Below are 23,323 nucleotides of genomic sequence, written 5' to 3'. Positions count from 1 at the left end.
TCTTTGCTTAAGTTCTAATCTTAAAATGGATTGTCCGTTAGTCCATATTCTTTATCTATATTTATAAATGATCCATGAACTGTTCCAAAACCATTCACTATTGCAAGCTTTCTAGAACGTACATCTTCTATCCATCTTGTGTTAGAATCATTTGCAACTGCATTAGCTATAAGAGCCATTCTATCTTTTTCTGATACATCACTTGATGCTCTATAAGCTATTCTTAAATCTGTTTTAGCTTTTACTCCACCATTTTGTACCCCTATATCAAAAGCTAAAGCAAATGCTCTCTCTGATTTTAGGTTATATTTATTACATATACTTAAGGCTAAATCTCCAATAGTCTTTGCATAATTAAGTTGAATAGCTCTAAATTCTGGTGAATTAGCAAGAGCTATTAGCCTAGTCCTCCAAGGTTCCCTTATAACCTTTTGACTATTATTTATTGATTTTGCCCATGTAAGTTGCTCTGTTGGAGTTTTGCTTAGCATAGTATTAAAAGTATTATAATAATCTAATAAAATACTTCTAGTTGCCATATTATGATTTAGATTCATCTCCCTCAGTAAAGGCTGCAAAGTTCCCTGCCCTATATTCCACTGTAGTATTCCTAGAGACAATCCTTGTCCATCAAAATCACCTGTTATATTCCCATAACCATTACCTTCAAACCTTCCTGTTATAGCTATAGCCTTTTCTAAGGTTGAAAGTTTATAGGAAACGCTCGGCTTAATAGGTGCTACTACTTCTGAAAACAAGGCATTCCAAGCAATTCTCCCAATTATGCCATCCTTAGTTAAACCCCTACTTCTTTGAAATTCTATAGTAGCTTGTTTTGTATTAAATCCAAATACCCCATCCTCAGTTCCTGCATTAAAGCCTAGTTCATTGAGTTTTTTCTGTATAAGCTTTATAGTTTCTCCTCTATCTCCCTGTTTAAATGCAACGCCTGGATAATCCATAATAGACTACCTCCCTTTTATTATTTACACCGATAGTTCTATATAGTAGGTATTCACTTATAATATTCTATTTTATTTTTTAATTATTGGTTACAATAATTAAAAGGTACTTCATTAAACCTAAATGAAGTACCTTCCATATAACTAAGTAAATAGTTCTAACAACTCTTTTTCTGTTAAGCTTTTTAAAATCTGACCACTGTCCAGTCCATTTTCTAAGACCTTATTTATTAACTCTTTTTTATTTTCCTGAAGTCTTACTATCTTCTCCTCAACAGAATCTTTTGCAATAAGCTTTATTACTTCTACTATATTCTTTTGCCCAAATCTGTGAGCTCTATCTGTGGCTTGATCTTCAACAGCAGGATTCCACCAAGGGTCAAAGTGTATTACTAAGTCTGCACCTGTTAGGTTCAGTCCTGTCCCCCCTGCTTTTAAGGATATAAGAAATACTGGTGTGTCATCTTCATTAAACTTATTTACAGTATCTATTCTGTCTTTAGCTTTCATAGCGCCATCTAAATAATAATGTTTTATCTTATTCTCTTTTAGTTCTTTGCTTATTATTTTAAGCATGGATGTGAATTGAGAAAATACAAGTATTTTATGACCTTCCTCTATACTTTGCTGTACTATCTCAAGAAGTGCTTCAAGTTTACCACTTCCTCCATCATAGTCCGCCATTATTAATGAAGGATCTAAGGAAATCTGCCTTATCCTAGTTAAATAAGATAAAAGCTTCACACTTATTCCTGATCTATCTATTTCCTCTTCCATCTTTTCTCTTATATCATCAACATAAGCTTTGTATACTTTCTTTTGTTCATCCTTCATATCAACAATTATATTTTTTTCTATCTTATCTGGAAGTTCTAATATAACGTCCTTTTTCTTTCTTCTTAATATGAAAGGTTTTATATACATGCTTAACTTTTTAATACTCTCCTCATCCTTATCAAAAAGCTCCTTAAATTTTTCCTCGCTATATAAGTATCCAGGCATTAAAAAGTCAAATATAGACCATAACTCCACCAAAGAGTTCTCCATAGGTGTTCCTGTTAATGCAAATCTTAAGTCTGCCTTTATCTCTTTTACACATTTAGCACTTAAGGAAGATGCGTTTTTGATATTTTGAGCTTCATCTATAATGAAATAATTAAACTTCTTTTCTTTATAAAGCTGTATATCTCTTCTTAAGGTTCCATAGGAGGTTATTATAACATCTACGTCCTCAATATTATTAAGCTTATTCTCCCTCTCCTCAGGAAGACCACTTAATATCTCAAGTTTTAACTGAGGAGCAAATTTATTAAACTCATCTCTCCAGTTATATATAAGTGAGGTTGGTGCAACTATTAGAGTTTTGGTATTTTTATTAGATAAAATAAAGGTTATAGCCTGAAGAGTTTTACCTAACCCCATCTCATCTCCTAATACTCCTCCAAAACTCAAATACTCTAAAGACTTCATCCATCTGTAACCAACTTTTTGATATTCTCTTAGGGTGGCATTTAACCCCTCTGGAATTTCAACTTTATAATCCTTTAAGGAGGTTATTTTCTCTTTCATATCTTCTATGAAATTTAAACCTTCTATAAATTCAACCCTATTATCTTTAACCAAGGCATCTATTATTAAGGCTTTATTTTTAGGTATTTCTATTATTTCATCAATACCCCCGCCCATTCCTATTCCATCTAACAGTCTTAAAAGTTTATTTAATTCCTGGTTCTCTAAATCAATAAACTCTCCCTTAGCCATTTTATAAAACTTTTTACCTTTTCTTATGGCATCAAGTATTCTTTTTATTTCCTTACGAGACAAATTTCCTACAGAATAGTTAAACTCGAAATAATTTATTTTCTCTTTTATATCTGCCTTTATATTAAACTCTTTTATTATTCCTTTATTTTTTATATTATCTGAATAATAAACATCCCCATAAGTTAATAATGTATTGGTTCCAAACTTCAAGAAATTAAATTCCTTCTCTTCGTCTCCTTGTAAATAAAAGCTTCTATCTTTAGCTCTTAAGTCCATGCTAGATAAAACCTCAAGAACCTCTTTTTCCTTTAAACTATCTCTTTTTATAAATTTATTATACTCCTTAGGGTCTATTGGATTTATTATATATTCACCATATCTAAATAAAACCTCTACAGTTATATACTTATCTCTATCCAAATAAAAATCTATCTTAAGATCCTCTTCAATTATGTCTCTTCTAATGTCCTCTTGAATCTCTACCTTAGAAGTAATCCTAGTTAAAAATGGTGCTATATTTTCTAAAACCTTTAGTTTATGTTTTTTATCTATCTCTATAGATTTATCTATCTTTTTTCTTAAATACTTGTAATCAGTTCTCTGTTTATAAGGAGGTAAATAAAAATCATCTTCATAAACCATAACCTGAAAACTTGAACCCAACACTTTAGGATAAGCCTTGTCTTCTATTATTAAATTTTCATCACTTTCTATAATAGAAAATTTCAAGGGTACTTCCTTAGAAAATATATTTCTCAACTTATAATAATCACTTACTCTACTAAAAACCTTAACGCCTTCTAATATTTCTAGCACCTCATGGAGTTTAGATATAGGTAATATTATATGTTTGCCTCTAATTATGCTATTTCTAAAAGAGCTTTGTTCCCTCATTAATGAAGTTTCACTTCGAACCTCTGTGATTAAAAATTCTAAAAATCTTAAATATTCTTCTATAAAAATATGTTTTTTCCCATCAAAGGTGAATTCTTTTCCAAAATTCATCTCCCCTTGATTCTCAAACACATTAAAAAACTCCCTAATTTCTTTCAATACGTATAATTTTTCTTTACCAATCTTAAAGCAAATAGTAAAATAATCTGAATCAATATCAAACTCTGGAACTAGGTTAACTACTTCTTTAATATTCCGCCCTATCCCCTCTGAAAAAGCTAATAAAAATTCTTCTTGAGTTGAGGACTTTTCCTTTAGATACCTTTCATAGTTTTCCTCTGGATCTTCTAAGTTTCCTTCTTCATCACACTCAAATAAAGCAGATAAAAGAAGTGCATTTATATGCTTACATCTATAACTTTTTTTAGATGAATTTTTCTCAAAATCTTTACAGGTACAACTAGTATCTCTAACTGACCATATTACACTATTTAATGTAATGGAGCTTTTATATGTGCTTATTAAATCCTGTGATAATATCTCTCCATGCAATAAATAACCATCATCAATACTTTCAAAAACACTATTTACAATATATCCTTCATTATAAACTACAGTTGCTTTTTTTATAGAATATGTTGGAGTCCTATCTATTAAAATCCCTATTAATTCGCCTACACTCATACTCCACCTCATAAATTAAAAATTCAATACTTACATTATAACCTATTTATTCCTAAAATAAAAAAACTCCGAAGAAAATCACTTTAAAAATTTCTGTACAGATGTACAGCTGTACACTTGTACAATCTTACGATTGTAGATTTAATTTTTTGTACAATTGTACATTTGTACATTTGTTTTTGAAAAAAATTGTACACCTGTACAATTGTACAAGTGTACAAACATTCTTATATATATATCGATTTAAAAGACTAAAAACATGAGATTATAATTAATAAACAAAAAACTATGAGAAAATCCCATAGTTTTTAATTCTAAAATACAATATTACTTTATTAATTTATTTAAAATACACAAAGCACCTTTAAAGCCAACATAAGGATTGTCATCTTGTTCACCTCTTGAATAAACTAAATTAGGCAAATCAATTTGAAGTTTCTTGCAGTTTTCTTTACCTATATTAGTTACTACTCCATTCCCCATAAGAATATCATAATCCCCTTTAAGGATTATTTCTTCCCATATTTTTTCTTCATAAAAGGGTACCTCTTCTGTGGATAAAGAAGGTGATGAGCACCATATATTATTGATATTTATCCCTATTTCATCTCTCATGAAATCTCTAATACCTATTACAACATCATAATGACCACTTAGACAAATAGATTTATTTTTTAGAACTAGTGAAGCTTCATCTATTTTTTCTTTTAATAATTTCTCTTCATTTTCCACAAACTCTTTTTTAATAGAGATCTTAGCTTCTTTTTCTATTTTTTTAATCCACTCAAAAGTTCCTTTAAGTCCATAAGGTCTACCCATTACATATGGAGTGCCAAAATTTCTTTCCAATACTTTTGCTGCTTCTTCACCTTCACTTCTCATTACAATATTAAGATGGGCAGCTCCCATATTTTCTATTTCCTTTATGCTTGTATTTGAAGTTAGAGTACATACATTTTCTCCATTAAAGCCATCTTTCATTATTCTATCTACTTCCATGCAGTCAACTTCATAATTGTAGTCATCAGCACAGGCTCCAATAATGTTATAGGTGAAGTTTTCACTTTTATTAACCTCTTTAGGTATGTTATCTACTAAGGTTTCAAGAGTATTTTTTACACCCAAAGTCCACTCACCTTTAAATCCATCATTAGAAATGTAAATAAAATTAATCTGAGGATATTTTTCTCTGTATATATAACAATAGGCTTCTAAGTCAATTCCTATTACAGAAGATACTGTGGAAGACATTAAGAATATGTTCGTTGCAAGACCTTCATTTACTATATCATCAATAGCTTTGTCCATTCTGCTTACATCACCCATGGCAATATCATTTTCATCTAAGTGAGTGGTGTATAATTGACCGTTTTGTACACCCTTCATTTTATGAAAATTGTTTAAGGCAAAACGTGTTGTTCCTGCTGTACCAAATTCCAATATACAAGCACCTCTTATAGACAACAATGTCCATAAGGCTCCCATTCTGTCTGAAGGTATAGAATAATATTTATATAATCCCATTTATATCTCCTCCTTCATAGCCTTAAGCAAAGTAAGTGGAGCCTCAAATCCTAATTTTCCTGAAAGCATCATATAGGGCGTTATGATTTTTGTATTTCCTATCTTTTTATTATCTAAAACTGCTCCAATAAAATAATCCAATTCCTTATCCTTTAGGATATTTTTTAAAGTTAAATAATCAAAACTTCTACCTACAAAAGGATTATTACCTGATTCTAGTATTTTATTTTTTAAAGACTTATTTTCTTCAAAATAATATTCTATCTCCATGTATTCTAGCTTCATTCCTAAAGATGTAAGAAGGTGATTAAGCCCAAAGCTATCTATCCCTAAGTATCCTGTCCCAAAACTTTTCCCTCTAAAATCATGTTCATAGGTTTTAACAGCTTCTTCATATAATCCTTGAACCTCTTTAGCTATATCTATATCTAAAGCTTCACCTATCTCTAAATAAGCTTTCTTTATACATTCAAACTCTAAGCTATAATTAAATATTATATATTGTATTCCATAATCCTCCTGCATCTTTTTGGCTATAGGTAGGTAAGTTAGATCAGTGACAATATTAAGCTTCACCTTTGATGCAGTTTTTAGTTTATCTAATGATAAATCAAATGGGATACAGCTATTAATATTTATTTCCTTGCTTTCTAAAAGCTTTATAATCTCACTATTTTTTATTAAGGAATACTTGCTCCCAATAATATTTACGCTTTTCTCTTCTATATCTTGTTTTTCCATTAAGTCACATAAAGCTAAAACAGTATTTTTTTCAGCTGGCATAGCACTATAACACTTAAAGTGGGCTCCATTAATATATATAACTTTTAAATCCAACTCTAAAGAAGCTTCATCTACAATGCTTTCAAAATCTTCCCCTATCATCTCTGGAACACAGGCAGAAACTAAAAAAATCACTTTTGGCACTACTGATTCCTTAATTGTCTTTAATGCTTCATAAACACCATCTCTACAGCCAAAAACCACTTCATTTGAATTCATAGAATAAGACCATACCTTATTTTGTCTTAATGTTTTTTCTTCCTGTATTGATATATTTTTATTGTAATAAGTACATTCTGCTGTACCTACTACAAGCATATATGCATCCTCAATTTCATTAACAATACTGGTAACTGGAGCTATAGGACAACGTGTTCCTGGATAAATTGCAGTTGTCCCTGATTTAATTGCTTTATCACTATCTATATCTGAAAGTCTATTTAATCGACTTAAATAATCCTCTGTAATCATATTTCACCTCAATCTTAAGCTATACTTTAACTTATTAACAAACCTGCAAGCTTTTTATAGGCATTTGCCATATCACTATCAGGAAAAGCTTGTACAACAGTCATTCCCATTCCCTCTGCTTTTTGCACTGCTCCATTTCTCTCTACATGAAACAAAACATCCGCACCGATTTCTTCTGCTGCCTTCTCAACTAATTCTTTTTCACCTTCAAAATTCTTAGCATTAAAAATTAGCCCTTTAAGCTTTGCATATCCTATCTTTCCAAAGTTTTTTACTGCATGTGATATGTTTGTTGCTGCATATAAGGACATCATCTCTCCAGATGTAACTATGCAAACTTCATCAGCATATCCACCTCTTATTGGCATTGCAAAACCGCCACACACAACATCACCTAAAACATCATATATTACAACATCGGGATTATAAGTTTCGTAAGCTTTTAATTCCTTAAGTTTTTCAAAGGCAGTTATTATCCCTCTTCCAGCGCAACCTATACCAGGAGTTGGACCACCAGCTTCAACACATAAAACCCCTGAACTACTTTCAAAAACTAAATCTTCCAAAGTTAAGGGTTTATTTCCTAATGTTCTTAAGGTCTCTAAAACAGTAGGTATAGACTCCCCATTAGTTAAATTTCTTGTAGAATCCGCCTTAGGATCGCACCCTATCTGCATAACCCTATAACCCATAGCCGCCAAAGCAGCAGATATATTAGAAACAGTAGTTGATTTTCCTATTCCACCTTTACCATATATAGCTATTCTCTTCATTTTCTCCTCCATTAATGATACAATTAGATATCGATAATTATTTTCAATTAGTTTCTTAAATTATATCAATAGAGTTTCTTTTATGAAAATGGATTAATATTAAATATATGATGGACTATTATTTAAACCCATATAGTAAGCTCCCATACTTTTAAAGCATCCTCTATTCTCATGTATAAAAAGAAAGCCATAGCGAAACGCCATGACTCACATTTTCTATGCTATATCTAATTTTTTATCAATTACATTAGCTACATAAAAAAAGGCTGCTAATAACAATCCTAATTTGACTATTATTGAAAATATATTTATGTGTATTTCCAATCCAAATACCGATTGTCCTGCATTTAATAGTTTTCTTCTCCTAAACCACATCAAGTTTTTTATCTATTACTTTTGAAGCTAAAATAAAAGTACCTGCTAAGATTCCTAATTTAGCTAAAGCTGAGAATACGTTTATTCTTATTCTCCAGCCAAACATGCCTTGACCCATATTAAGCATTTTTCCTACGCTATATACAAACTTCTCCATCTTAATTGAAATAGTTCCCAAATTCAAATCCTGTAGTATATGAAAATTAAACTTAAAAAGTGCATACATTACTAGTATAGTTATTCCAACTCCCAGTAAAGATGAACTTAGAACACCATTTAACTTAGTTCGTATTAATATGATAGAGAGAAGTACAATTACATATACAATAAGATTATAATTGAATAGAGTTATATAATTTATAAATTCAGGCAAAACTCGTCCTAGGTCATTTGATATTACAATTAATCTTAAAGAAATTATTAATCCTAATATGCTAGTTATTAATTGAACTATAGAAAACTCAATTATTTTAGATAAAATAAATTTCTTGCCTGAAATGTCAGTTAAAAATAACAGTTTACTCTTTCTATCAGATAATTGAACATTGGCAATTACTATATTAAACCCCAAATGAATAATCATAATGTAGGTTGAAAATAACCCTAGCATACTTCTGTACTCATTCACACCCATACCAACTGTGTAACTCAACTCATTTTCAGTTACAGTACCTTTACTATTCCATATCATAAATGAAGCCATCAGCATTACTATAACTATCTCCCAAAAATAAAACCATCTAACCTCTTTAAAATTATGTTTCAATAGCTTTAACATACCTTTTCCCCCTTATAAATCCCTTTATATATATCATCTAGTGAAGCTCTATTTTTAGCTCTTAAGGTTTCAACTTCCTCTTTTAAAAATATGTTGCCATCTTTTAAAAAGGCTACCTCATCTAGTATTCTCTCAAGTTCATATATTTGGTGGGTAGTTATTATCATAGAAACTTCACCATCTAAATTATCTATAATAATATCAAGTATTTCTTCTCTAGCTAAGGGATCTACCCCTGATAAAGGTTCATCTAATATAAATAGTTTTGCCTTTCTACTTAAGGTAAGTGCAAGCGCAAACTTCTCATAAGTTCCTTTAGATAAGTTATTGATTTTATCCTTCTCTTCAATTCCTAGAGTTTTTAGTAGATTTTTAGCTTTTTCTTCATTAAAATCCTCAAAAAAATCCTTATAAAACTCAACTCCGTCTTTTACCCTCATCCATCTACTGAATATATTTTTATCTTGAAGCATTGCAACTAAGTTTTTTGTCTCCACACCAGCTTCTATTTCATCAATTAATATTTTTCCTTGGGTTGGTTTTAAAAAACTTTCTATAAGATTAAGTAAAGTTGTTTTTCCACATCCATTGGGTCCTAATAACCCTAATACTTTCCCTTTTTCTAAAGATAAGTTAATATCTTTAAGTATTAGCTTCTGACCATATGACTTTGATAATCCCATTATATCTAAAATATTACTCATAAATTCTCCCCCTAAAACTTCTCATTAATTAGATTCACTACTTCTTCTTTGTTTAAACCAAGTTCCTTCATATTAGTTATAAAGGATTCTAGAAGTTCTTTTGCGTTCTCTTTCTTTAATTTATCTATTATCTCTCTATCTTCAGTTACATACTTACCTAACCCTCTTTGAGTATATATGAGTTTTTCTAGTTCAAGCTCTCCATATACCCTTTGTATAGTATTAGGATTAACCTTTAATCTACTGGCTAGCTCTCTTACAGATTCTAGCTTCTCTCCCATCTCTAGTTCCTCTGAGATTATCTTCTTTTTTATATAATTAACTATTTGAAGGTATATTGGTTCTCTATTATTAAATTCAAAATCTATTTCTTTCACCTCCACGACTACTGTATTAATTAAATAGTACAGTAGTCGTGGATAAATTGTCAAGTATTTCTAAAAATAAAAACCACAGAAAAATTCTGTGGTTTTTAATATATTATTACTCCCCTTTTTCAATCTCCTTTATAGATTCAGCAAATTGTGGTAGGTGTTTTTTATGTGCTAATAACATTTCATTTAATAATTCTCTAGCTATTTTTCCACTTGGGACTAATGGATTGATTGTGAAAGCATGAAGTGCTGTTCCATAATTTCCTGTTACAGCTGCCTCAATAGTTGTAAGTTCCATTGCCTTCATTATTTGAAGCATTCCTGATGCTGCTGGTTTGAAATCTCCCCATGCTATTGGTTGAGGACCTGCTGCTGTGATTATAGAAGATACTTCAACTACACAATCATCTGGCAAATCTTTTATAGCTCCATTATTTTTTGTACTAACAACCATATCTGTTCTTTTATCATTATAAATAGAGTTGATTACTTCGCAAGCAGCATCACTATAATATGCTCCCCCACGTTTCATAAGTTGTTCTGGTTTATAGTCAAGTTTTGGATCTTTATAAAGTTCAAATAATTCAGCTTCAGTACGTTTAACAACCTCAGCTCTTGTACCGTTATCTTTAAAGTCCTCTAATTCTTCTTTTAACATATCATCAGTTATATAGTAATAACGATGATATGAACATGGTAATATTCCAAGATCTCTTATCTGTTGAGACATAAAAGATATATTTTTAATATTAGCAACCCCTAATTTTTCTTGCTCTTTAACATGTTCTGGTTTATACATTTGCATGAAGTCTTTTTCTGTTCCATATAAACCTTCAATAGCTTCAGCTGTTAGTTCGTTACCTTGTCTATCCCAAACTCTATGCCAGTGGAAATGATTTAATCCAGCAAATTTAAAATATAAATCTTCTTCTTTCTTTTCTAAAGCATTTGAAGCAAGTTTTCTAGCTGATATAGGGACGTTACATAAACCTACTACTTTGTCCCATTTACCATATCTAATAACTGCTTCTGTAATCATTCCTGATGGATTTGTAAAGTTTATAAGCCAAGCATTAGGACATAATTCTTTCATATCTTCTACTATATCAAGAATTACAGGTACGGTTCTGAAAGCTTTAAACATTCCACCAGCTCCATTGGTTTCTTGTCCTATTATCCCATGACTTAGAGGAATTCTTTCATCTTTTATCCTTGCATCTAAAAGTCCCACACGGAATTGTGTTGATACAAAGTCTGCATCTTTTAAGGCTTCTCTTCTATCTAATGTTAAATAAACCTTCCAATCAAGACCTGCTGCTTTAACCATTCTTTGAGCCATTGCTCCTACTATTTCTAGCTTTTCCTTTCCCTCTTCAATATCAACAAGCCAAATCTCTCCTATAGGAAGCTCATCTTTTCTTTTAATATATCCTTCAATTAATTCTGGAGTATAACTTGATCCTCCACCTATTGTAACTATTTTAATTTTACCTTTTCCCATTGTTATTCCTCCTTCTTATTTATGAAAATGACAAGCTAATTAAGCTTGTCATTAAAATACATATATAATTTTACATTTCTACAGAATCAGAAACTGCTGTTTCTTCTGCTGCTTCTTGTTCTTGTTTAAGATTTATAGCATCTTGTTTCTTAAAGAACGGGAAGTATATAACTGTTGAAATTACCATAATAATTGCTTGCAATAATGCACCTCTCCATCCTAAAACCAATAAACCTGATATTATAGGTGGAGTTGTCCAAGGAACTGTTACACCTGAGAATGGAGGTACCATTCCTGTCTTTATAGCTAAATAACAAATAATAGCTGTTACTGTTGGTGCGGCAACAAAAGGTACAAACATTAATGGATTCATTACTATTGGGAAACCGAATATAACTGGTTCATTAATATTAAATAACCCAGGTACTAGAGCTATTTTACCTAATGATTTAGATTGTGCTGATTTTCCTGCAATTAACATTGCAAACACTAATCCTAAAGTTAATCCTGAACCACCAAACTGTAAGAATAACGATCTAAATTGCTCAGTAACTACTGTTGCTCCATTTGCTATTGTTAATTCTTGTCCTGCTTCTATTATTGATTGGTTAGTTGCCATATTAGCAGTTGTTAATGCTGTAAATACGCTTCCAACTATTTGTGATCCATGAACTCCAAACCACCAGAAGAATGGCACAAGGAATCCTAATACAAGAGCTCCTACAAATGAGTCTGAGAAACCTTGAAGTGGAGTTTGAAGCACTTTATATATCCATTCGATTAAAGTAGTATTTAAAGCAACTTTAAAGAATTGATAAACTACAGTTGCTCCAACAATTATAACTAATCCTGGTATTAAAGCTGCAAATTGGTTTGAAACCCCTGCTGGAACACCATCTGGTAGTTTTATTGTTATCTTCTTTCTTAAGAACCAAGTATATACCCAACCTACGATTAAACCAATTATGATAGCTGCAACCATACCCTTACCACCTAGCCAAGTTCTAGGTATAACCCCTGTAACTGTTGTTACAGCCTTAGTAGTAGGATCTGTTACACTTGAAAATTGATCTAAAGTTAAGAAAAATACAACTTCTGCTATTATTCCTGCTGCTACAGGTTCGTAATCTTCATTTTTAACATATATATATGCTATACCAAATACAGCAAAGACTGCTAAAATATTAAAGCTTGAATTATATGCTTGTAATAATGGAGCTGTCCAATTCTTTCCGAATTGAGCTGCCATCCAATTATTGAATGCTGGTATAGGAAGTTGAGCAAGTAATAAGAAAACTGATCCTATTAAAGTAAGAGGTAACGTATACATTATACCGTCTTTTACTGCTACTACACCTTTTAAACTAACAAATTTCATTACACCTTCTATTATCTTTTCTGAGAAATTTGAAGATTTGTCCATTTTTAAATCCTCCTTGAGTAAATAAATTTTTTAAAATAATTAAGTTTCTATAATTGCTGATTTTTATTTTCCTAACATTTTTAATGCGAAATCTAAGACCTTGTCCCCTTTCATCATTCCATAATCAACAGAATTAATCACATCGATTGGAACTCCTTTTGCAGCGCAAAGTTTCTTAGCTGCTGGTAATTTATATCTAACCTGCGGACCTAACAAAGCCACATCTATACCTTCTTCTAATTTCTTAGACATAGTTGATTCTGGAAATGCTTCTATCCTTGCTTCGACACCTTTTACTTTTGCTGCTTCTTGCATTTTTGAAACTAAAACGCTTGTTGACATTCCTGCAGCGCAAAATAATGTTATTTTAATCATATCTATCACCTCACCTTCCAAAAATTATTTTAGATAAATACTTATATATAAACTAATAAAAATTAGTTTTTAACTAATGTGTTAACAATCTTTCTTAATTCAATGATCTGCCCAATAAGATTTTTTTCACTTATAGCTGTCATCAAATGATCTTGAGCATGTACAAATAATACGCCTATCTCTGTTTTCTCTCCAGCAGCTTCTTTTTGTAATAAGCTTGTCTGAGCATTATGTGCAACCTCTAGAGCCTCATCTGCTTTTTCCATTAGTTCATTTGCTTCTTCGTATTTACCTTCATTTACTTTTTCAAGAGCTTCATATGCACTTGCTTTTGCATCTCCAGCATTTATTATTAAATTCATTACTACCATTTCTAATTCAGTCATTAATTGCTTCCTCCATTTCTTTTCAAATTTACATTAATTCAATTCATCAACATCATTCTAATAAATCTTTCATCTTATGACAACCTTTTCACCAGCTTTAGGCTTGAAGTTTCAGATTATTCAATTTTTTATAGTAAAACTTGAAAATTCAATCCAAAATCATATTTTACTCTTAAGTTTTGTTTAATTAATGCATAATTGTTGAAAATGAAAAAAAGACTTCTTAATAGAAGTCTCTCTTACTCACTTAATGACCATCAGTTTTTATTTCCCAATGTATTACAAATGTTAATATTGCTCTAAGTATAATAATCGCTGCTAATATGTACATCTCATCTAGAGTTCTAACTATTACAGTCTTTAATATTTCACTTGCTAACTTGAATTCAAGTGCCAAAGTTAGAGCTTTAGCTAAGTCCACCTTTATAGGTGTATCTCTCTCTTTAAACAAACTTAGTATAAATTGGTAGAATGCTTTAATAGCTGCTACAATAATTACCAGAGTTCCCATTGCTTCTAGTAAATGTATAGTATAGTTTATAAGTAAAGATACAAAATGTTCCATGTACTCCTCCAAATATGAATATTTTATTAACTACCATTATAATATAAATTAAAAAGATTGGAACAATTATTGCTCCAATCCTAAAAATATTAATCTTCTAATATAAACTTTTCTATTAATTGTGCTACTCCATCTTCTTCATTAGATAATGTAACATACTGAGCTATAGATTTAATTTCTTCTGTTGCATTCCCCATAGCTACCCCTAATCCAGCAAACTCAATCATATGTTTATCATTACCTTCATCTCCAACACAGATAACCTCGCTTTTATCTATTCCTAGATAATCTGCTAAAGCTTTTACTCCAGCACCTTTATTACAATCTTTGTGCACAAATTCTAAAAAAGCAACATTACTTCTAAGTATACTATATTGTTCATATAATTCTTTAGGAAGTAACTCTATAGCCTTGTTTAAAACTTCTGGCTCATCAATCATCATAAACTTTCCTATTTCATCATCCTCGTCTACTTCATCTAACTCTTTTACTGTTAGCTTTAGACAATTTCTATCAGCTACTTGCTGAGTATATCTTGTATTTTTAGGCGTAAATAAACCATTTTTCAATGATATTCCTAATATGTTAACTCCCACATCTTTACTAACCTTACGAAGTATCTTTCCATCTTTTCCTGATAGAGCTTTAAAGTTTATTATTTCTTTTGTCTCAGTATTTTGAATTAATGCTCCGTTATAACTTAATACATAATCTCCATCAGATATTAAATCTAAATCCTTAAGGTATCCATATATTCCATCTATAGATCTACCTGAGGCCAAAACTACTTTTACACCTTTTGCCTTGGCTTTTTTTATTGCATTTTTTGTTCTTTCAGATATGCTTTTATCATCTTTTAGAAGAGTTCCATCCATATCCATCGCTATTAATTTATACATAAATTACCTCCCCATATACTATAGAAACTAGTTTTATTATCACATAGCTCTTTAAAAATACCAAGTAGTTTTCATATGATGAAATTTAATTCTACCATTAATTATTTGATGAAAATTTTCAATTATTATGTTATACTATTGCGGATAGCGTAAATATAAATGAAAAGGAATGAGAAGTATTGATTACAGTAACTAATGTAAGCTTAAGATATGGCGACAAAAAACTATTTGAAGATGTAAATATCAAATTTACTCCTGGAAACTGTTATGGAGTTATAGGTGCTAACGGAGCAGGTAAAAGTACCTTTTTAAAGGTTTTATCTGGTGATGTTCAACCTAATACAGGAGATGTATCTATTCCAAAGGATATTAGAATGTCCGTTTTAAAACAGGACCATTATGAATATGATGAATACCTTGTTCTTGAAACTGTTATAAGAGGAAATGAAAGACTTTATGAAATAATGAGAGAAAAGGATGAGCTTTATGCAAAACCAGATTTCTCAGACGAAGATGGTATAAAAGCCTCTGAACTTGAAGGTGAATTTGCTGACCTAAATGGTTGGGAAGCAGAATCTGATGCTTCATCTTTATTACAAGGTTTAGGAATTACTACAGATCTTCACGATAAGAAAGTTTCAGAACTTACTGGTGGAGATAAAATTAAAGTTTTATTAGCTCAAGCTTTATTCGGAAACCCAGGTATACTTATCCTAGATGAGCCTACTAACCACTTAGATATTAAATCAATTAACTGGTTAGAAGAGTTCTTAATAAACTTTGAAGGAACAGTTATAGTTGTATCCCATGATAGACACTTCTTAAACAAAGTATGTACTCACATGGCTGACGTTGACTTTGGTAAGATTAAATTATATGTAGGTAACTATGATTTCTGGTATGAATCAAGCCAACTTGCATTACAAATGTCTAAGGATCAAAACAAGAAGAAAGAAGAAAAGATAAAAGAATTACAAGAATTTATAGCCAGATTTAGTGCTAATGCTTCTAAATCTAAACAAGCTACTTCTCGTAAGAAACTTCTTGATAAAATAACTTTAGATGACATTCAACCATCTAGCAGAAGATATCCTTTCGTTGGTTTTAAACCAGAAAGAGAAGTTGGTAATGATATTCTTAGAATTGAAGGACTAACTAAATCTATAGATGGAGTTAAAGTATTAGATAATGTAAACTTCTTTGTAAACAAAGGAGACAAAATAGCTTTCGTAGGTGATGAAATAGGTATAACAACCTTATTTAAAATCCTTATGGATGAATTAGAAGCAGATGCTGGAGATTTCAAATGGGGAGTAACTATAACTAAATCATATTTCCCTAAAGATAACTCGCAGTTCTTTAATGATGTAAATCTAAACTTAGTTGATTGGTTAAGACAATATTCTGATGAAAAATCTGAAAGTTATTTAAGAGGATTTTTAGGAAGAATGTTATTCTCTGGAGATGAAGCTCTTAAAGAAGCTAAAGTTTTATCTGGAGGAGAAAAGGTTAGATGTATGTTATCTAAAATGATGCTATCAAGTGCTAATGTACTTATTTTAGACCAGCCTACAAACCACTTAGACCTTGAATCTATAACTGCTGTAAATAATGGTTTAAGAGATTACAAGAGTAATTTATTATTCACATCTCATGACCATCAATTTATAGAAACTATAGCAAACAGAATCATTGAAGTAACTCCTGAAGGAACTATCATAGATAAGCAAATGTCTTACGATGAATACTTAGAGTGGAAAAAATAATATAACATAAAGATAAGCGAGCAATAACCTGCTCGCTTAATTTTATGCTATAATCTAATTGGGGAAAGATTTGTTTTGATTAATTTGTATTGTTTAAGAAATTTGCCGTTTCTTTTTAACCTTTTGCCGAAGGTTATTTATATAAAGTTTAAACTTGAACATTTTCTTTTCCCTTTTAAATGATTTAATAACTAATCATTTAAAATTATCCTCTTGATTTTCCACCTGATATATTTACAGTTGTACCTGTGATATAATCAGCTCTATCTGATATTAGATAAGTAACTAAATTACCTATATCATCTAACTTTCCCGCTCTTCCTAGTGGAATTACTTTACTGTAATCAGTATTTAACTGATCTGGTTTTACTCCTCTTGTATATGCTAAGGCTTCATTATATGCTGGTGAAGTAAGCCCTGTAGGTTCATTAATTCCCGGTGCAACACCAACTACTCTGATGTTATATGCTCCAAGCTCTTTTGCCCATGATCTAGTAAATCCATTTACGGCTCCCTTTGTAGCTGAATAACAACTTTGCCCTGCTGACCCTTCCATACCAGCTTCTGATGTTATATTTATTATTGTTCCTTTGTTCTGTTTAAGCATTTGTTTTACAACAGCTTGAGTACAGAAAAATAATCCTTTTTGATTAACTGCAACCATAAAATCAAAATCTTTTTCATTTAATTCATATTCTGGTTTTTGCCCCTTCAAATCTACCAATAGTCTTGGCAAATTAACTCCTGCGTTATTTACGAGAGCATCTATTTTCCCGTATTTATCAAGGATGGTTTTAACCATTTTTTCTACACTCTCTTTTTTAGTTATATCACATTTTACATTAAAGACTCTATCTTCACCTTCTCCTGTCTCTACACTTAAGTCACTTACAACAACTTTTGCTCCTGCATCTATAAGCTGTTTCGCAATATGCTTGCCTATGCCTGATGCTCCTCCAGTTACTATTACTACATTATTTTCAATACCTAACCATGTTCTGTTATTTTCCATCTATAATTCCCCCTTATTATGCTCTTACTATTTCTATAACTGATCCTATCTCTATAGAAGGAATATCACTACTTTCAATAAACAACGTACCTGCAACATTTGCTTCATCTTCACCAGTGAATTTGAGAGTAATATGCCCTAACTCTTTTAAATTAGGATTAACAGCCTCTCCTACTGCAGTTATCTTAAAAGCTTTTCCATCAATCTTTAAAATATCTTTTTCATGAATATCAGTGTATAGCACATTTTCATCATGAATAAAACAATAATCTATAAGCTCCTCTGGAGCATCTCCTTTAAAAGTAATGAACATATTATGAGAGAAAAATTCCTTAGCATTTTTTCCGATATTTGTTATAACTGTTTTATATACTAACTCCATAATATTAATTCCTTTCGATTTTGTAATTTATGCAGAATATAATCCAAAACTTGCTAACCACGCTATTATAACTGTAGGTGCACCAGTTAAAAATCTTGAGTATAACACAGAAGGAACACCTACTTGAACTGTCTCTGGTTCTGCTTCTGCTAAGCCTAAACCTACTGGTATAAAGTCAGCTGCACATTGTGCATTTATTGCAAATAACGCTGGCAATGCTAAATGAGGTGGTATATTTCCTTTACCTATTTCAACCCCTATTAAAACTCCTATTATTTGTGCTATAACAGCTCCTGGTCCTAAAAATGGAGAAAGTAGCGGAAATGAGCATATAAGTGATAATATTATTAACCCCCAAATAGTTCCTGCTAATGGAGTAAGTAATGAAGCAAAAGCATTTCCTAATCCAGATGCGTTAATTATTCCTATCAATGTAGCAACAAAGGCCATGAAAGGTAATATTGTATGAATAACTGTATCTATTGTATCTCTTCCAGCTTGAAAGAATATTGATGTTATCTTTCCTATCCCTATTCCTATTTTAGCTACAAGTCCATCACTCTGTTCACTTATCTTTTTGTCAGTATCAAAACCCATTTTATTTGCCTCCCTTTATAATACTTCTATATTTTTTTCCTTAACGTCAGAAACATATATGTCTTCTTTTATAAACATTGCCAAAGGACCACTTTTACCTGTTGCCATAATGTTTACTGTAGGAATCTTTTTTTGGGGATATATTCCACATCTTAAAGTTCCACCACAATTTATTACAACACAAGCAATTTCTTTATCCTTAACTCCTGTTTTAAATCCATCTACTAATTCACAGCCAGACAACTCTGCTATTTTAACAGCTTCTTTTGGTCTCGATCCCCCAGTTATATATACAACCTTATTTCTTGTCTCATTAGGTTCAACATATATAGGTCCACCCCATCCAGCAGAGCCTTTTGTTATTTTCAATTTGTTATAAGTCATTGTTCTTTCCCCTTTCGATTAATTATTATGCTAACTCAACTGTTTCAGATAACTGAACTCCTTGTTGCTTTTGAACAAACTTAGTTGTAAAATCTGTAACCCATCCTCTAAAGAAGTTAGTAACCATTCCAACCAAGAAGTATCTAACGGCCAAGTCTGTTGAGGATAATCCTAAGGTTGTTATTCCATTTGCTATTCCTAAGAAAATGAATAATTCACCTGGATTTATATGTGGGAATAATCCATTCATTGAATGACAAGAAAAAGATGCTGCTGCATAATAGCTTGGCTTATATTTTTCAGGTAAAAACTTTCCTAATGATAATGTCATAGGATTTGCAAAAATAAAAGTTCCAAGTACAGGTAATATCAGATATCTTGTTATTGGGTTTGCAGATGATTTGCTCGCCAACCTATCTATTCTTTCAGTACCTATTAATTTTATTAAAGCATTCATAATTAGTAATAAAGATACTAGCACTGGAACTATACCTGTAACAAAACTTACAAAAGTCTCTCCCCCTGCCCTAAATAATCCCATAAACTTATCAGCAAATTGCGCTAATGCTTGCATTTATAATACCTCCCTAAAATTTTTATTAAATAGTTTTTTCAATTAGTTCTATGTTTTCTTCTTTTACCTCTGTTTGAATTTCTTTTTCCTCCCCTCCTTTCTTAAACTGATTAAAGTTATCTATAGCATTTAAAATAGCTACCCTTATTAATTTTTTGTACTGCTTCAAATCTACTTCTGCTAAATCTCCTATTTTCTTTCCTTCTAGTCCAGTAAACCCTTTTACTTTGGCTAGAACAGAAATTCCTTGCATTATTTTGCAGTCAAAGATCCTATCTTCTTCATCTATATTAAGAAGAACTATGGTTCCAGCTTGAAGATATCCTCTTTTTCTTCCTATAGCTACCCTTCCTTTTCTTCTCATATCTATATAACTTTGATTAAAATTTTTAATTTGCATAAACCCGAAAGCAAAATTTAGTATCCAACATATTATTCCTATAAAAATTAACATAACTACATTATTCATTAAAATCTCTCCTTTCTGTTTAAATCTAAGAATTCCTTATAACTTCTTACTTTACAGAGTTCTTCTATAAACTTTTTGTTTTGGCATATCTTTAAAATTTCTTCATACACACTTATGACCATATCTGGATCTATGCTATTTTCATCTGGGACTATAAGCATTATTATCAACCTTACTTCATTTTTCCCCCAAACTATAGGCTCTTCTAATATTCCCATGGAAATACTGAATTTATCACTTCCGTAGTTTACTGCATGAGGTAATCCCACGTAATTATCGAAAGCTGTTGGTGATTTATTTTCTCTCTCAATAAGCCTCTTCTTAAAATCTTTATCTAAAGTCAATACTTCTGATAAATTAGTAACCATGTAATCTATAGCACCTACATAATCTTTTCTTTTAATTATAAAAAACTGCTCTTGTGGTATACTCAGATGTATAAATGGTTTGTCGTAACCTTCATAGCTTGTATTACTATTTTTCAAATTATATTTTCTCTCTATTTCTTTCACTATCTGAGAGTCACTAAATATTGCATTTAGCTTTATAACTATAGGTTTTAGTTCATAATGAATATCAACAGTGGTAAAAATAATATCATAATTATTTAAAAGCTCTTCCGATACTTCTAAATCAGAATAGGTATCTATTTTCTTATTGTCTCCTAGTAATTTTCTTAACTTAATATCCAATAATTTTGCAGTACCAATGCCTGTCCCACATATTAAGGCTATATTTTTAATTGAATAATACTTATTATTTCTTCTTTCTACATAGCTTCCAAAATGGAGAGCTATATACCCAACTTCATCTTCTATTACCTTAACACCATAAAAACCTTCTATTATTTTTGCTGCTACTTTAGCCAAGGTATAGGGGAATGGGTAATATCTCTTTATATCTTCTATTAATGGGTTATGGATTGGTAAATTAAAGATAATTCTGTTTATTGCAAAGTTTAAATGGTATTTTAGATTTTCACACATATCCTTATCTTCACTTATATCTAGGCCCATTTGATTATATATTTCATCTCTTATTTCATCTACAAGTCTCTTGATTGCTGGTGTTATTTTTATTTCAGAATCAGCATTTTTTACTGGAGAATACCTTCCCATTAGTGGTAGTGTTAAATATATGACTTCATTTTCAGACAAACCTATACTCATCTTTTTAGAGATTAAATCTCCAATTTTTTGAGCTAGCTTAAAGTCATCTGTGTATATTAATTCCTTATGTTTTTCATCTAGTTTTTTTATATATTTTTGTTGTTTAATTCTAACTAAAAGAATCATTATAAAACTTAGTATATTTCTTAATACCTCATCTGAGATTTTATAATTATTATTTTTGAATAGGTCTATTAATTGACTTTCTAAGTCCTTATAAATATCTTCAGATATAAAAGTCCAATTATTACTATGCATAGATTCTTTTTCAAAACCTTTACACAAGAAATAAATAAAAAACAATCTCTTATTTATTTCATTTCCTTGAAGAGAAATTCCATCATTAGTTTTACCTTTTATTTGTATATTAAAATTAGTTAGTATGTGAGCTATTTTCTTCAAATCATTTATTAACGTAGTTCTACTCACATTTAACTCTTCAGCTAAATCATCTGTTTTAAAAGTATTTTCCTCGCTTATAAACTTTTTGATAATGTATGAACTTCTATCTGTGGATGTAATTAAGAACTTACAGTTGATTTTATCGTTTATATGCTTTTTTCTAATTTCCTCAAATTTCTCTTTATCATATTTTAATAACCTATACCCCCTATACTTATTATTCTCAACCTGAGCAATATCTTCTGCCAATATTTCATTTAATTGCTTTATATAATTTCTTATAGTTCTTGTGCTTACTTCAAGATATTGGGCAAGTTCTTCTAGTTTAAAATATTCTTTATCCTCCAATTTCATAAGAAGAATCATTAGTTTACTATCTATAGTTACTAGATTCATTATTCTCTTCCTTTCTCCCTCACCTGATAATTTAATCTTAGAATATTTTCTCAAATAAATTAATACATACTTTTTCATTTAACATGTGAAAATTATTTACTAATCTAATTTCTTAAATTAATCAAGTTTATTTTTATATAAATTTAAAGACTATATAGGTTTTGTTAGTACCTACATAGTCTTTGTATTTAAGTGTTTAACTTATATTTGGTAGTTTACTCTCTATTATATTTTTAACCTTTTTAGGCAATCCATCTAGTTCTTCCTTTGACAAGTCTTTTGTCTCTATCATCGGATGTATGTGTAACTCTACATCAGCTGGTTTGATTTTATTTCCGTTCTGCTCCATTAATTTATAAGAACCACTTATTGTAACTGGTATAATAGCAACCTTTGCCTTAGTAGCTAATTTAAAACTTCCTGCTTTGAAGTCTCCTAATTTATCCCCTTTACTTCTAGTTCCTTCTGGAAATATTACTAAAGAGTGTCCTGATTTTAATATATTAACACCCTGAACTATTGCTTCTGCTGATTTTCTTATATTACTTCTATCCATAAATACGCAATCTATAAATTCCATCCAAGTGTGTACAAGTGGCCATGATTTCATTTCTGCCTTTGCTATGTATCCTTTCGGCTTTTTTATATAACTTAAAAATAATGCTATATCAAAGTTACTTTGATGATTACCTATAAATAATACAGGTACATCTTTAGGTATATTCTCTTCACCATATATCTTTACTCTTGCTCCACTTAATTTCATTTGAGATAATGCCCATCTTCTAGTAGTTTTTTCAATATACTCTATTGCTTCTGGATTTTTTCCATCCTTTATCATTTTTTTAACCCTAAACATCTCTGGGGTTTTTAATAACAAGCTTACTGCAAAATGAGTATACCAAGCTATTGTTCTTAACATAAATATTCCTCCATA

Annotated in this window: 22 protein-coding genes and 1 pseudogene; 1 reads left to right on the top strand and 22 read right to left on the bottom strand. The window is 30.6% G+C overall.

All coding sequences use genetic code 11. The features are described from left to right. Window positions 1–20: 20 nt before the first annotated feature. The 15 genes from BUA92_RS13380 to yidA all read right to left on the bottom strand — a co-directional run bounded on the left by BUA92_RS13380 (window position 21) and on the right by yidA (window position 15,235). Entirely contained in the window at window positions 21–962 is a 942-nt protein-coding gene (locus BUA92_RS13380) for a peptidoglycan-binding domain-containing protein (protein WP_073020229.1), read from the bottom strand. A 144-nt stretch (window positions 963–1,106) separates the two neighbouring features. Then, window positions 1,107–4,304, bottom strand: coding sequence for a DEAD/DEAH box helicase (locus BUA92_RS13375; protein ID WP_073020227.1), 3,198 nt, complete (start codon window positions 4,302–4,304; stop codon window positions 1,107–1,109). Window positions 4,305–4,631: 327 nt separating this feature from the next. Further along, entirely contained in the window at window positions 4,632–5,828 is a 1,197-nt protein-coding gene (locus tag BUA92_RS13370; RefSeq protein ID WP_073020224.1) for a nitrogenase component 1, read from the bottom strand. Further along, complete coding sequence (locus BUA92_RS13365; protein ID WP_073020222.1) at window positions 5,829–7,082, bottom strand: nitrogenase component 1; 1,254 nt, start codon at window positions 7,080–7,082, stop codon at window positions 5,829–5,831. A gap of 26 nt (window positions 7,083–7,108) precedes the next feature. Continuing rightward, window positions 7,109–7,855 carry a nucleotide-binding protein gene (locus tag BUA92_RS13360; protein WP_073020220.1) on the bottom strand — a complete coding sequence of 249 codons (747 nt, stop codon included), beginning with the start codon at window positions 7,853–7,855 and terminating at the stop codon, window positions 7,109–7,111. Between the two features lie 216 nt (window positions 7,856–8,071). Next, a complete protein-coding gene (locus tag BUA92_RS23320) occupies window positions 8,072–8,230 on the bottom strand; it encodes a hypothetical protein (RefSeq protein WP_175550909.1) in 159 nt (52 codons plus the stop codon). Beyond that, a complete protein-coding gene (locus BUA92_RS13355) occupies window positions 8,220–9,008 on the bottom strand; it encodes a hypothetical protein (protein WP_073020218.1) in 789 nt (262 codons plus the stop codon). The genes BUA92_RS23320 and BUA92_RS13355 overlap by 11 nt, the downstream gene beginning before the upstream one ends. Further along, window positions 9,002–9,712 (bottom strand): ABC transporter ATP-binding protein, encoded by a 711-nt coding sequence (locus BUA92_RS13350; RefSeq protein ID WP_073020216.1) that lies wholly within the window; start codon window positions 9,710–9,712, stop codon window positions 9,002–9,004. Before BUA92_RS13350 ends, BUA92_RS13355 begins: the two co-directional genes overlap by 7 nt. Before the next feature lie 11 nt (window positions 9,713–9,723). Next, complete coding sequence (locus BUA92_RS13345; protein ID WP_341412817.1) at window positions 9,724–10,089, bottom strand: GntR family transcriptional regulator; 366 nt, start codon at window positions 10,087–10,089, stop codon at window positions 9,724–9,726. A 106-nt stretch (window positions 10,090–10,195) separates the two neighbouring features. Beyond that, window positions 10,196–11,587: a 6-phospho-beta-glucosidase gene (locus BUA92_RS13340; protein WP_073020214.1), complete on the bottom strand. Its 1,392-nt coding sequence runs from the start codon at window positions 11,585–11,587 to the stop codon at window positions 10,196–10,198. Window positions 11,588–11,657: 70 nt separating this feature from the next. Then, the gene (locus BUA92_RS13335; protein ID WP_073020212.1) at window positions 11,658–13,010 is read right to left on the bottom strand and encodes a PTS sugar transporter subunit IIC; all 1,353 of its coding nucleotides are present in this window, start codon (window positions 13,008–13,010) and stop codon (window positions 11,658–11,660) included. A gap of 63 nt (window positions 13,011–13,073) precedes the next feature. Continuing rightward, window positions 13,074–13,385 carry a PTS sugar transporter subunit IIB gene (locus tag BUA92_RS13330; protein WP_073020210.1) on the bottom strand — a complete coding sequence of 104 codons (312 nt, stop codon included), beginning with the start codon at window positions 13,383–13,385 and terminating at the stop codon, window positions 13,074–13,076. Window positions 13,386–13,447: 62 nt separating this feature from the next. Next, a complete protein-coding gene (locus BUA92_RS13325; RefSeq protein WP_021804247.1) occupies window positions 13,448–13,771 on the bottom strand; it encodes a PTS sugar transporter subunit IIA in 324 nt (107 codons plus the stop codon). A 247-nt stretch (window positions 13,772–14,018) separates the two neighbouring features. Next, window positions 14,019–14,336, bottom strand: coding sequence for a DUF1622 domain-containing protein (locus BUA92_RS13320; RefSeq protein WP_021804246.1), 318 nt, complete (start codon window positions 14,334–14,336; stop codon window positions 14,019–14,021). A gap of 89 nt (window positions 14,337–14,425) precedes the next feature. Beyond that, a complete protein-coding gene (yidA, locus tag BUA92_RS13315; RefSeq protein ID WP_073020208.1) occupies window positions 14,426–15,235 on the bottom strand; it encodes a sugar-phosphatase in 810 nt (269 codons plus the stop codon). Between the two features lie 179 nt (window positions 15,236–15,414). Here yidA and BUA92_RS13310 point away from each other — a divergent pair, with 179 nt between their 5' ends. Further along, complete coding sequence (locus BUA92_RS13310; protein WP_073020204.1) at window positions 15,415–17,001, top strand: ABC-F family ATP-binding cassette domain-containing protein; 1,587 nt, start codon at window positions 15,415–15,417, stop codon at window positions 16,999–17,001. 205 nt (window positions 17,002–17,206) lie between these two features. Here BUA92_RS13310 and BUA92_RS13305 read toward each other — a convergent pair whose 3' ends face one another. The 7 genes and pseudogenes from BUA92_RS13305 to BUA92_RS13270 all read right to left on the bottom strand — a co-directional run bounded on the left by BUA92_RS13305 (window position 17,207) and on the right by BUA92_RS13270 (window position 23,308). After that, window positions 17,207–18,013, bottom strand: a complete 807-nt coding sequence (locus tag BUA92_RS13305; RefSeq protein ID WP_073020202.1) for an SDR family oxidoreductase — start codon at window positions 18,011–18,013, stop codon at window positions 17,207–17,209. A gap of 16 nt (window positions 18,014–18,029) precedes the next feature. Further along, a complete protein-coding gene (locus BUA92_RS13300; protein ID WP_021804242.1) occupies window positions 18,030–18,395 on the bottom strand; it encodes a PTS glucitol/sorbitol transporter subunit IIA in 366 nt (121 codons plus the stop codon). A 27-nt stretch (window positions 18,396–18,422) separates the two neighbouring features. Then, window positions 18,423–19,376: pseudogene (srlE, locus tag BUA92_RS23620) on the bottom strand (PTS glucitol/sorbitol transporter subunit IIB). A 25-nt stretch (window positions 19,377–19,401) separates the two neighbouring features. Continuing rightward, entirely contained in the window at window positions 19,402–19,950 is a 549-nt protein-coding gene (gene srlA / locus BUA92_RS13285) for a PTS glucitol/sorbitol transporter subunit IIC (protein WP_073020196.1), read from the bottom strand. A 25-nt stretch (window positions 19,951–19,975) separates the two neighbouring features. Continuing rightward, a complete protein-coding gene (locus BUA92_RS13280) occupies window positions 19,976–20,419 on the bottom strand; it encodes a transcriptional regulator GutM (protein ID WP_073020194.1) in 444 nt (147 codons plus the stop codon). After that, a complete protein-coding gene (locus tag BUA92_RS13275; protein ID WP_073020192.1) occupies window positions 20,419–22,386 on the bottom strand; it encodes a BglG family transcription antiterminator in 1,968 nt (655 codons plus the stop codon). Before BUA92_RS13275 ends, BUA92_RS13280 begins: the two co-directional genes overlap by 1 nt. Window positions 22,387–22,582: 196 nt before the next feature. After that, complete coding sequence (locus BUA92_RS13270) at window positions 22,583–23,308, bottom strand: lysophospholipid acyltransferase family protein (RefSeq protein ID WP_073020190.1); 726 nt, start codon at window positions 23,306–23,308, stop codon at window positions 22,583–22,585. Window positions 23,309–23,323: the final 15 nt, after the last annotated feature.

The organism is Clostridium intestinale DSM 6191, assembly GCF_900130055.1.
GTDB classification, from domain to species: Bacteria; Bacillota; Clostridia; order Clostridiales; family Clostridiaceae; genus Clostridium_T; species Clostridium_T intestinale.
This window is presented reverse-complemented; position numbering and strand designations above follow the sequence as displayed.

Bases quoted from the DNA above. Each gene is read 5' to 3' on its own strand.
- BUA92_RS13380 (WP_073020229.1), bottom strand. From the start codon at position 962: ATGGATTATCCAGGCGTTGCATTTAAACAGGGAGATAGAGGAGAAACT.
- BUA92_RS13375 (WP_073020227.1), bottom strand. From the start codon at position 4,304: ATGAGTGTAGGCGAATTAATAGGGATTTTAATAGATAGGACTCCAACA.
- BUA92_RS13370 (WP_073020224.1), bottom strand. From the start codon at position 5,828: ATGGGATTATATAAATATTATTCTATACCTTCAGACAGAATGGGAGCC.
- BUA92_RS13365 (WP_073020222.1), bottom strand. From the start codon at position 7,082: ATGATTACAGAGGATTATTTAAGTCGATTAAATAGACTTTCAGATATA.
- BUA92_RS13360 (WP_073020220.1), bottom strand. From the start codon at position 7,855: ATGAAGAGAATAGCTATATATGGTAAAGGTGGAATAGGAAAATCAACT.
- BUA92_RS23320 (WP_175550909.1), bottom strand. From the start codon at position 8,230: ATGTGGTTTAGGAGAAGAAAACTATTAAATGCAGGACAATCGGTATTT.
- BUA92_RS13355 (WP_073020218.1), bottom strand. From the start codon at position 9,008: ATGTTAAAGCTATTGAAACATAATTTTAAAGAGGTTAGATGGTTTTAT.
- BUA92_RS13350 (WP_073020216.1), bottom strand. From the start codon at position 9,712: ATGAGTAATATTTTAGATATAATGGGATTATCAAAGTCATATGGTCAG.
- BUA92_RS13340 (WP_073020214.1), bottom strand. From the start codon at position 11,587: ATGGGAAAAGGTAAAATTAAAATAGTTACAATAGGTGGAGGATCAAGT.
- BUA92_RS13335 (WP_073020212.1), bottom strand. From the start codon at position 13,010: ATGGACAAATCTTCAAATTTCTCAGAAAAGATAATAGAAGGTGTAATG.
- BUA92_RS13330 (WP_073020210.1), bottom strand. From the start codon at position 13,385: ATGATTAAAATAACATTATTTTGCGCTGCAGGAATGTCAACAAGCGTT.
- BUA92_RS13325 (WP_021804247.1), bottom strand. From the start codon at position 13,771: ATGACTGAATTAGAAATGGTAGTAATGAATTTAATAATAAATGCTGGA.
- BUA92_RS13320 (WP_021804246.1), bottom strand. From the start codon at position 14,336: ATGGAACATTTTGTATCTTTACTTATAAACTATACTATACATTTACTA.
- yidA (WP_073020208.1), bottom strand. From the start codon at position 15,235: ATGTATAAATTAATAGCGATGGATATGGATGGAACTCTTCTAAAAGAT.
- BUA92_RS13305 (WP_073020202.1), bottom strand. From the start codon at position 18,013: ATGGAAAATAACAGAACATGGTTAGGTATTGAAAATAATGTAGTAATA.
- BUA92_RS13300 (WP_021804242.1), bottom strand. From the start codon at position 18,395: ATGGAGTTAGTATATAAAACAGTTATAACAAATATCGGAAAAAATGCT.
- srlA (WP_073020196.1), bottom strand. From the start codon at position 19,950: ATGCAAGCATTAGCGCAATTTGCTGATAAGTTTATGGGATTATTTAGG.
- BUA92_RS13280 (WP_073020194.1), bottom strand. From the start codon at position 20,419: ATGAATAATGTAGTTATGTTAATTTTTATAGGAATAATATGTTGGATA.
- BUA92_RS13275 (WP_073020192.1), bottom strand. From the start codon at position 22,386: ATGAATCTAGTAACTATAGATAGTAAACTAATGATTCTTCTTATGAAA.
- BUA92_RS13270 (WP_073020190.1), bottom strand. From the start codon at position 23,308: ATGTTAAGAACAATAGCTTGGTATACTCATTTTGCAGTAAGCTTGTTA.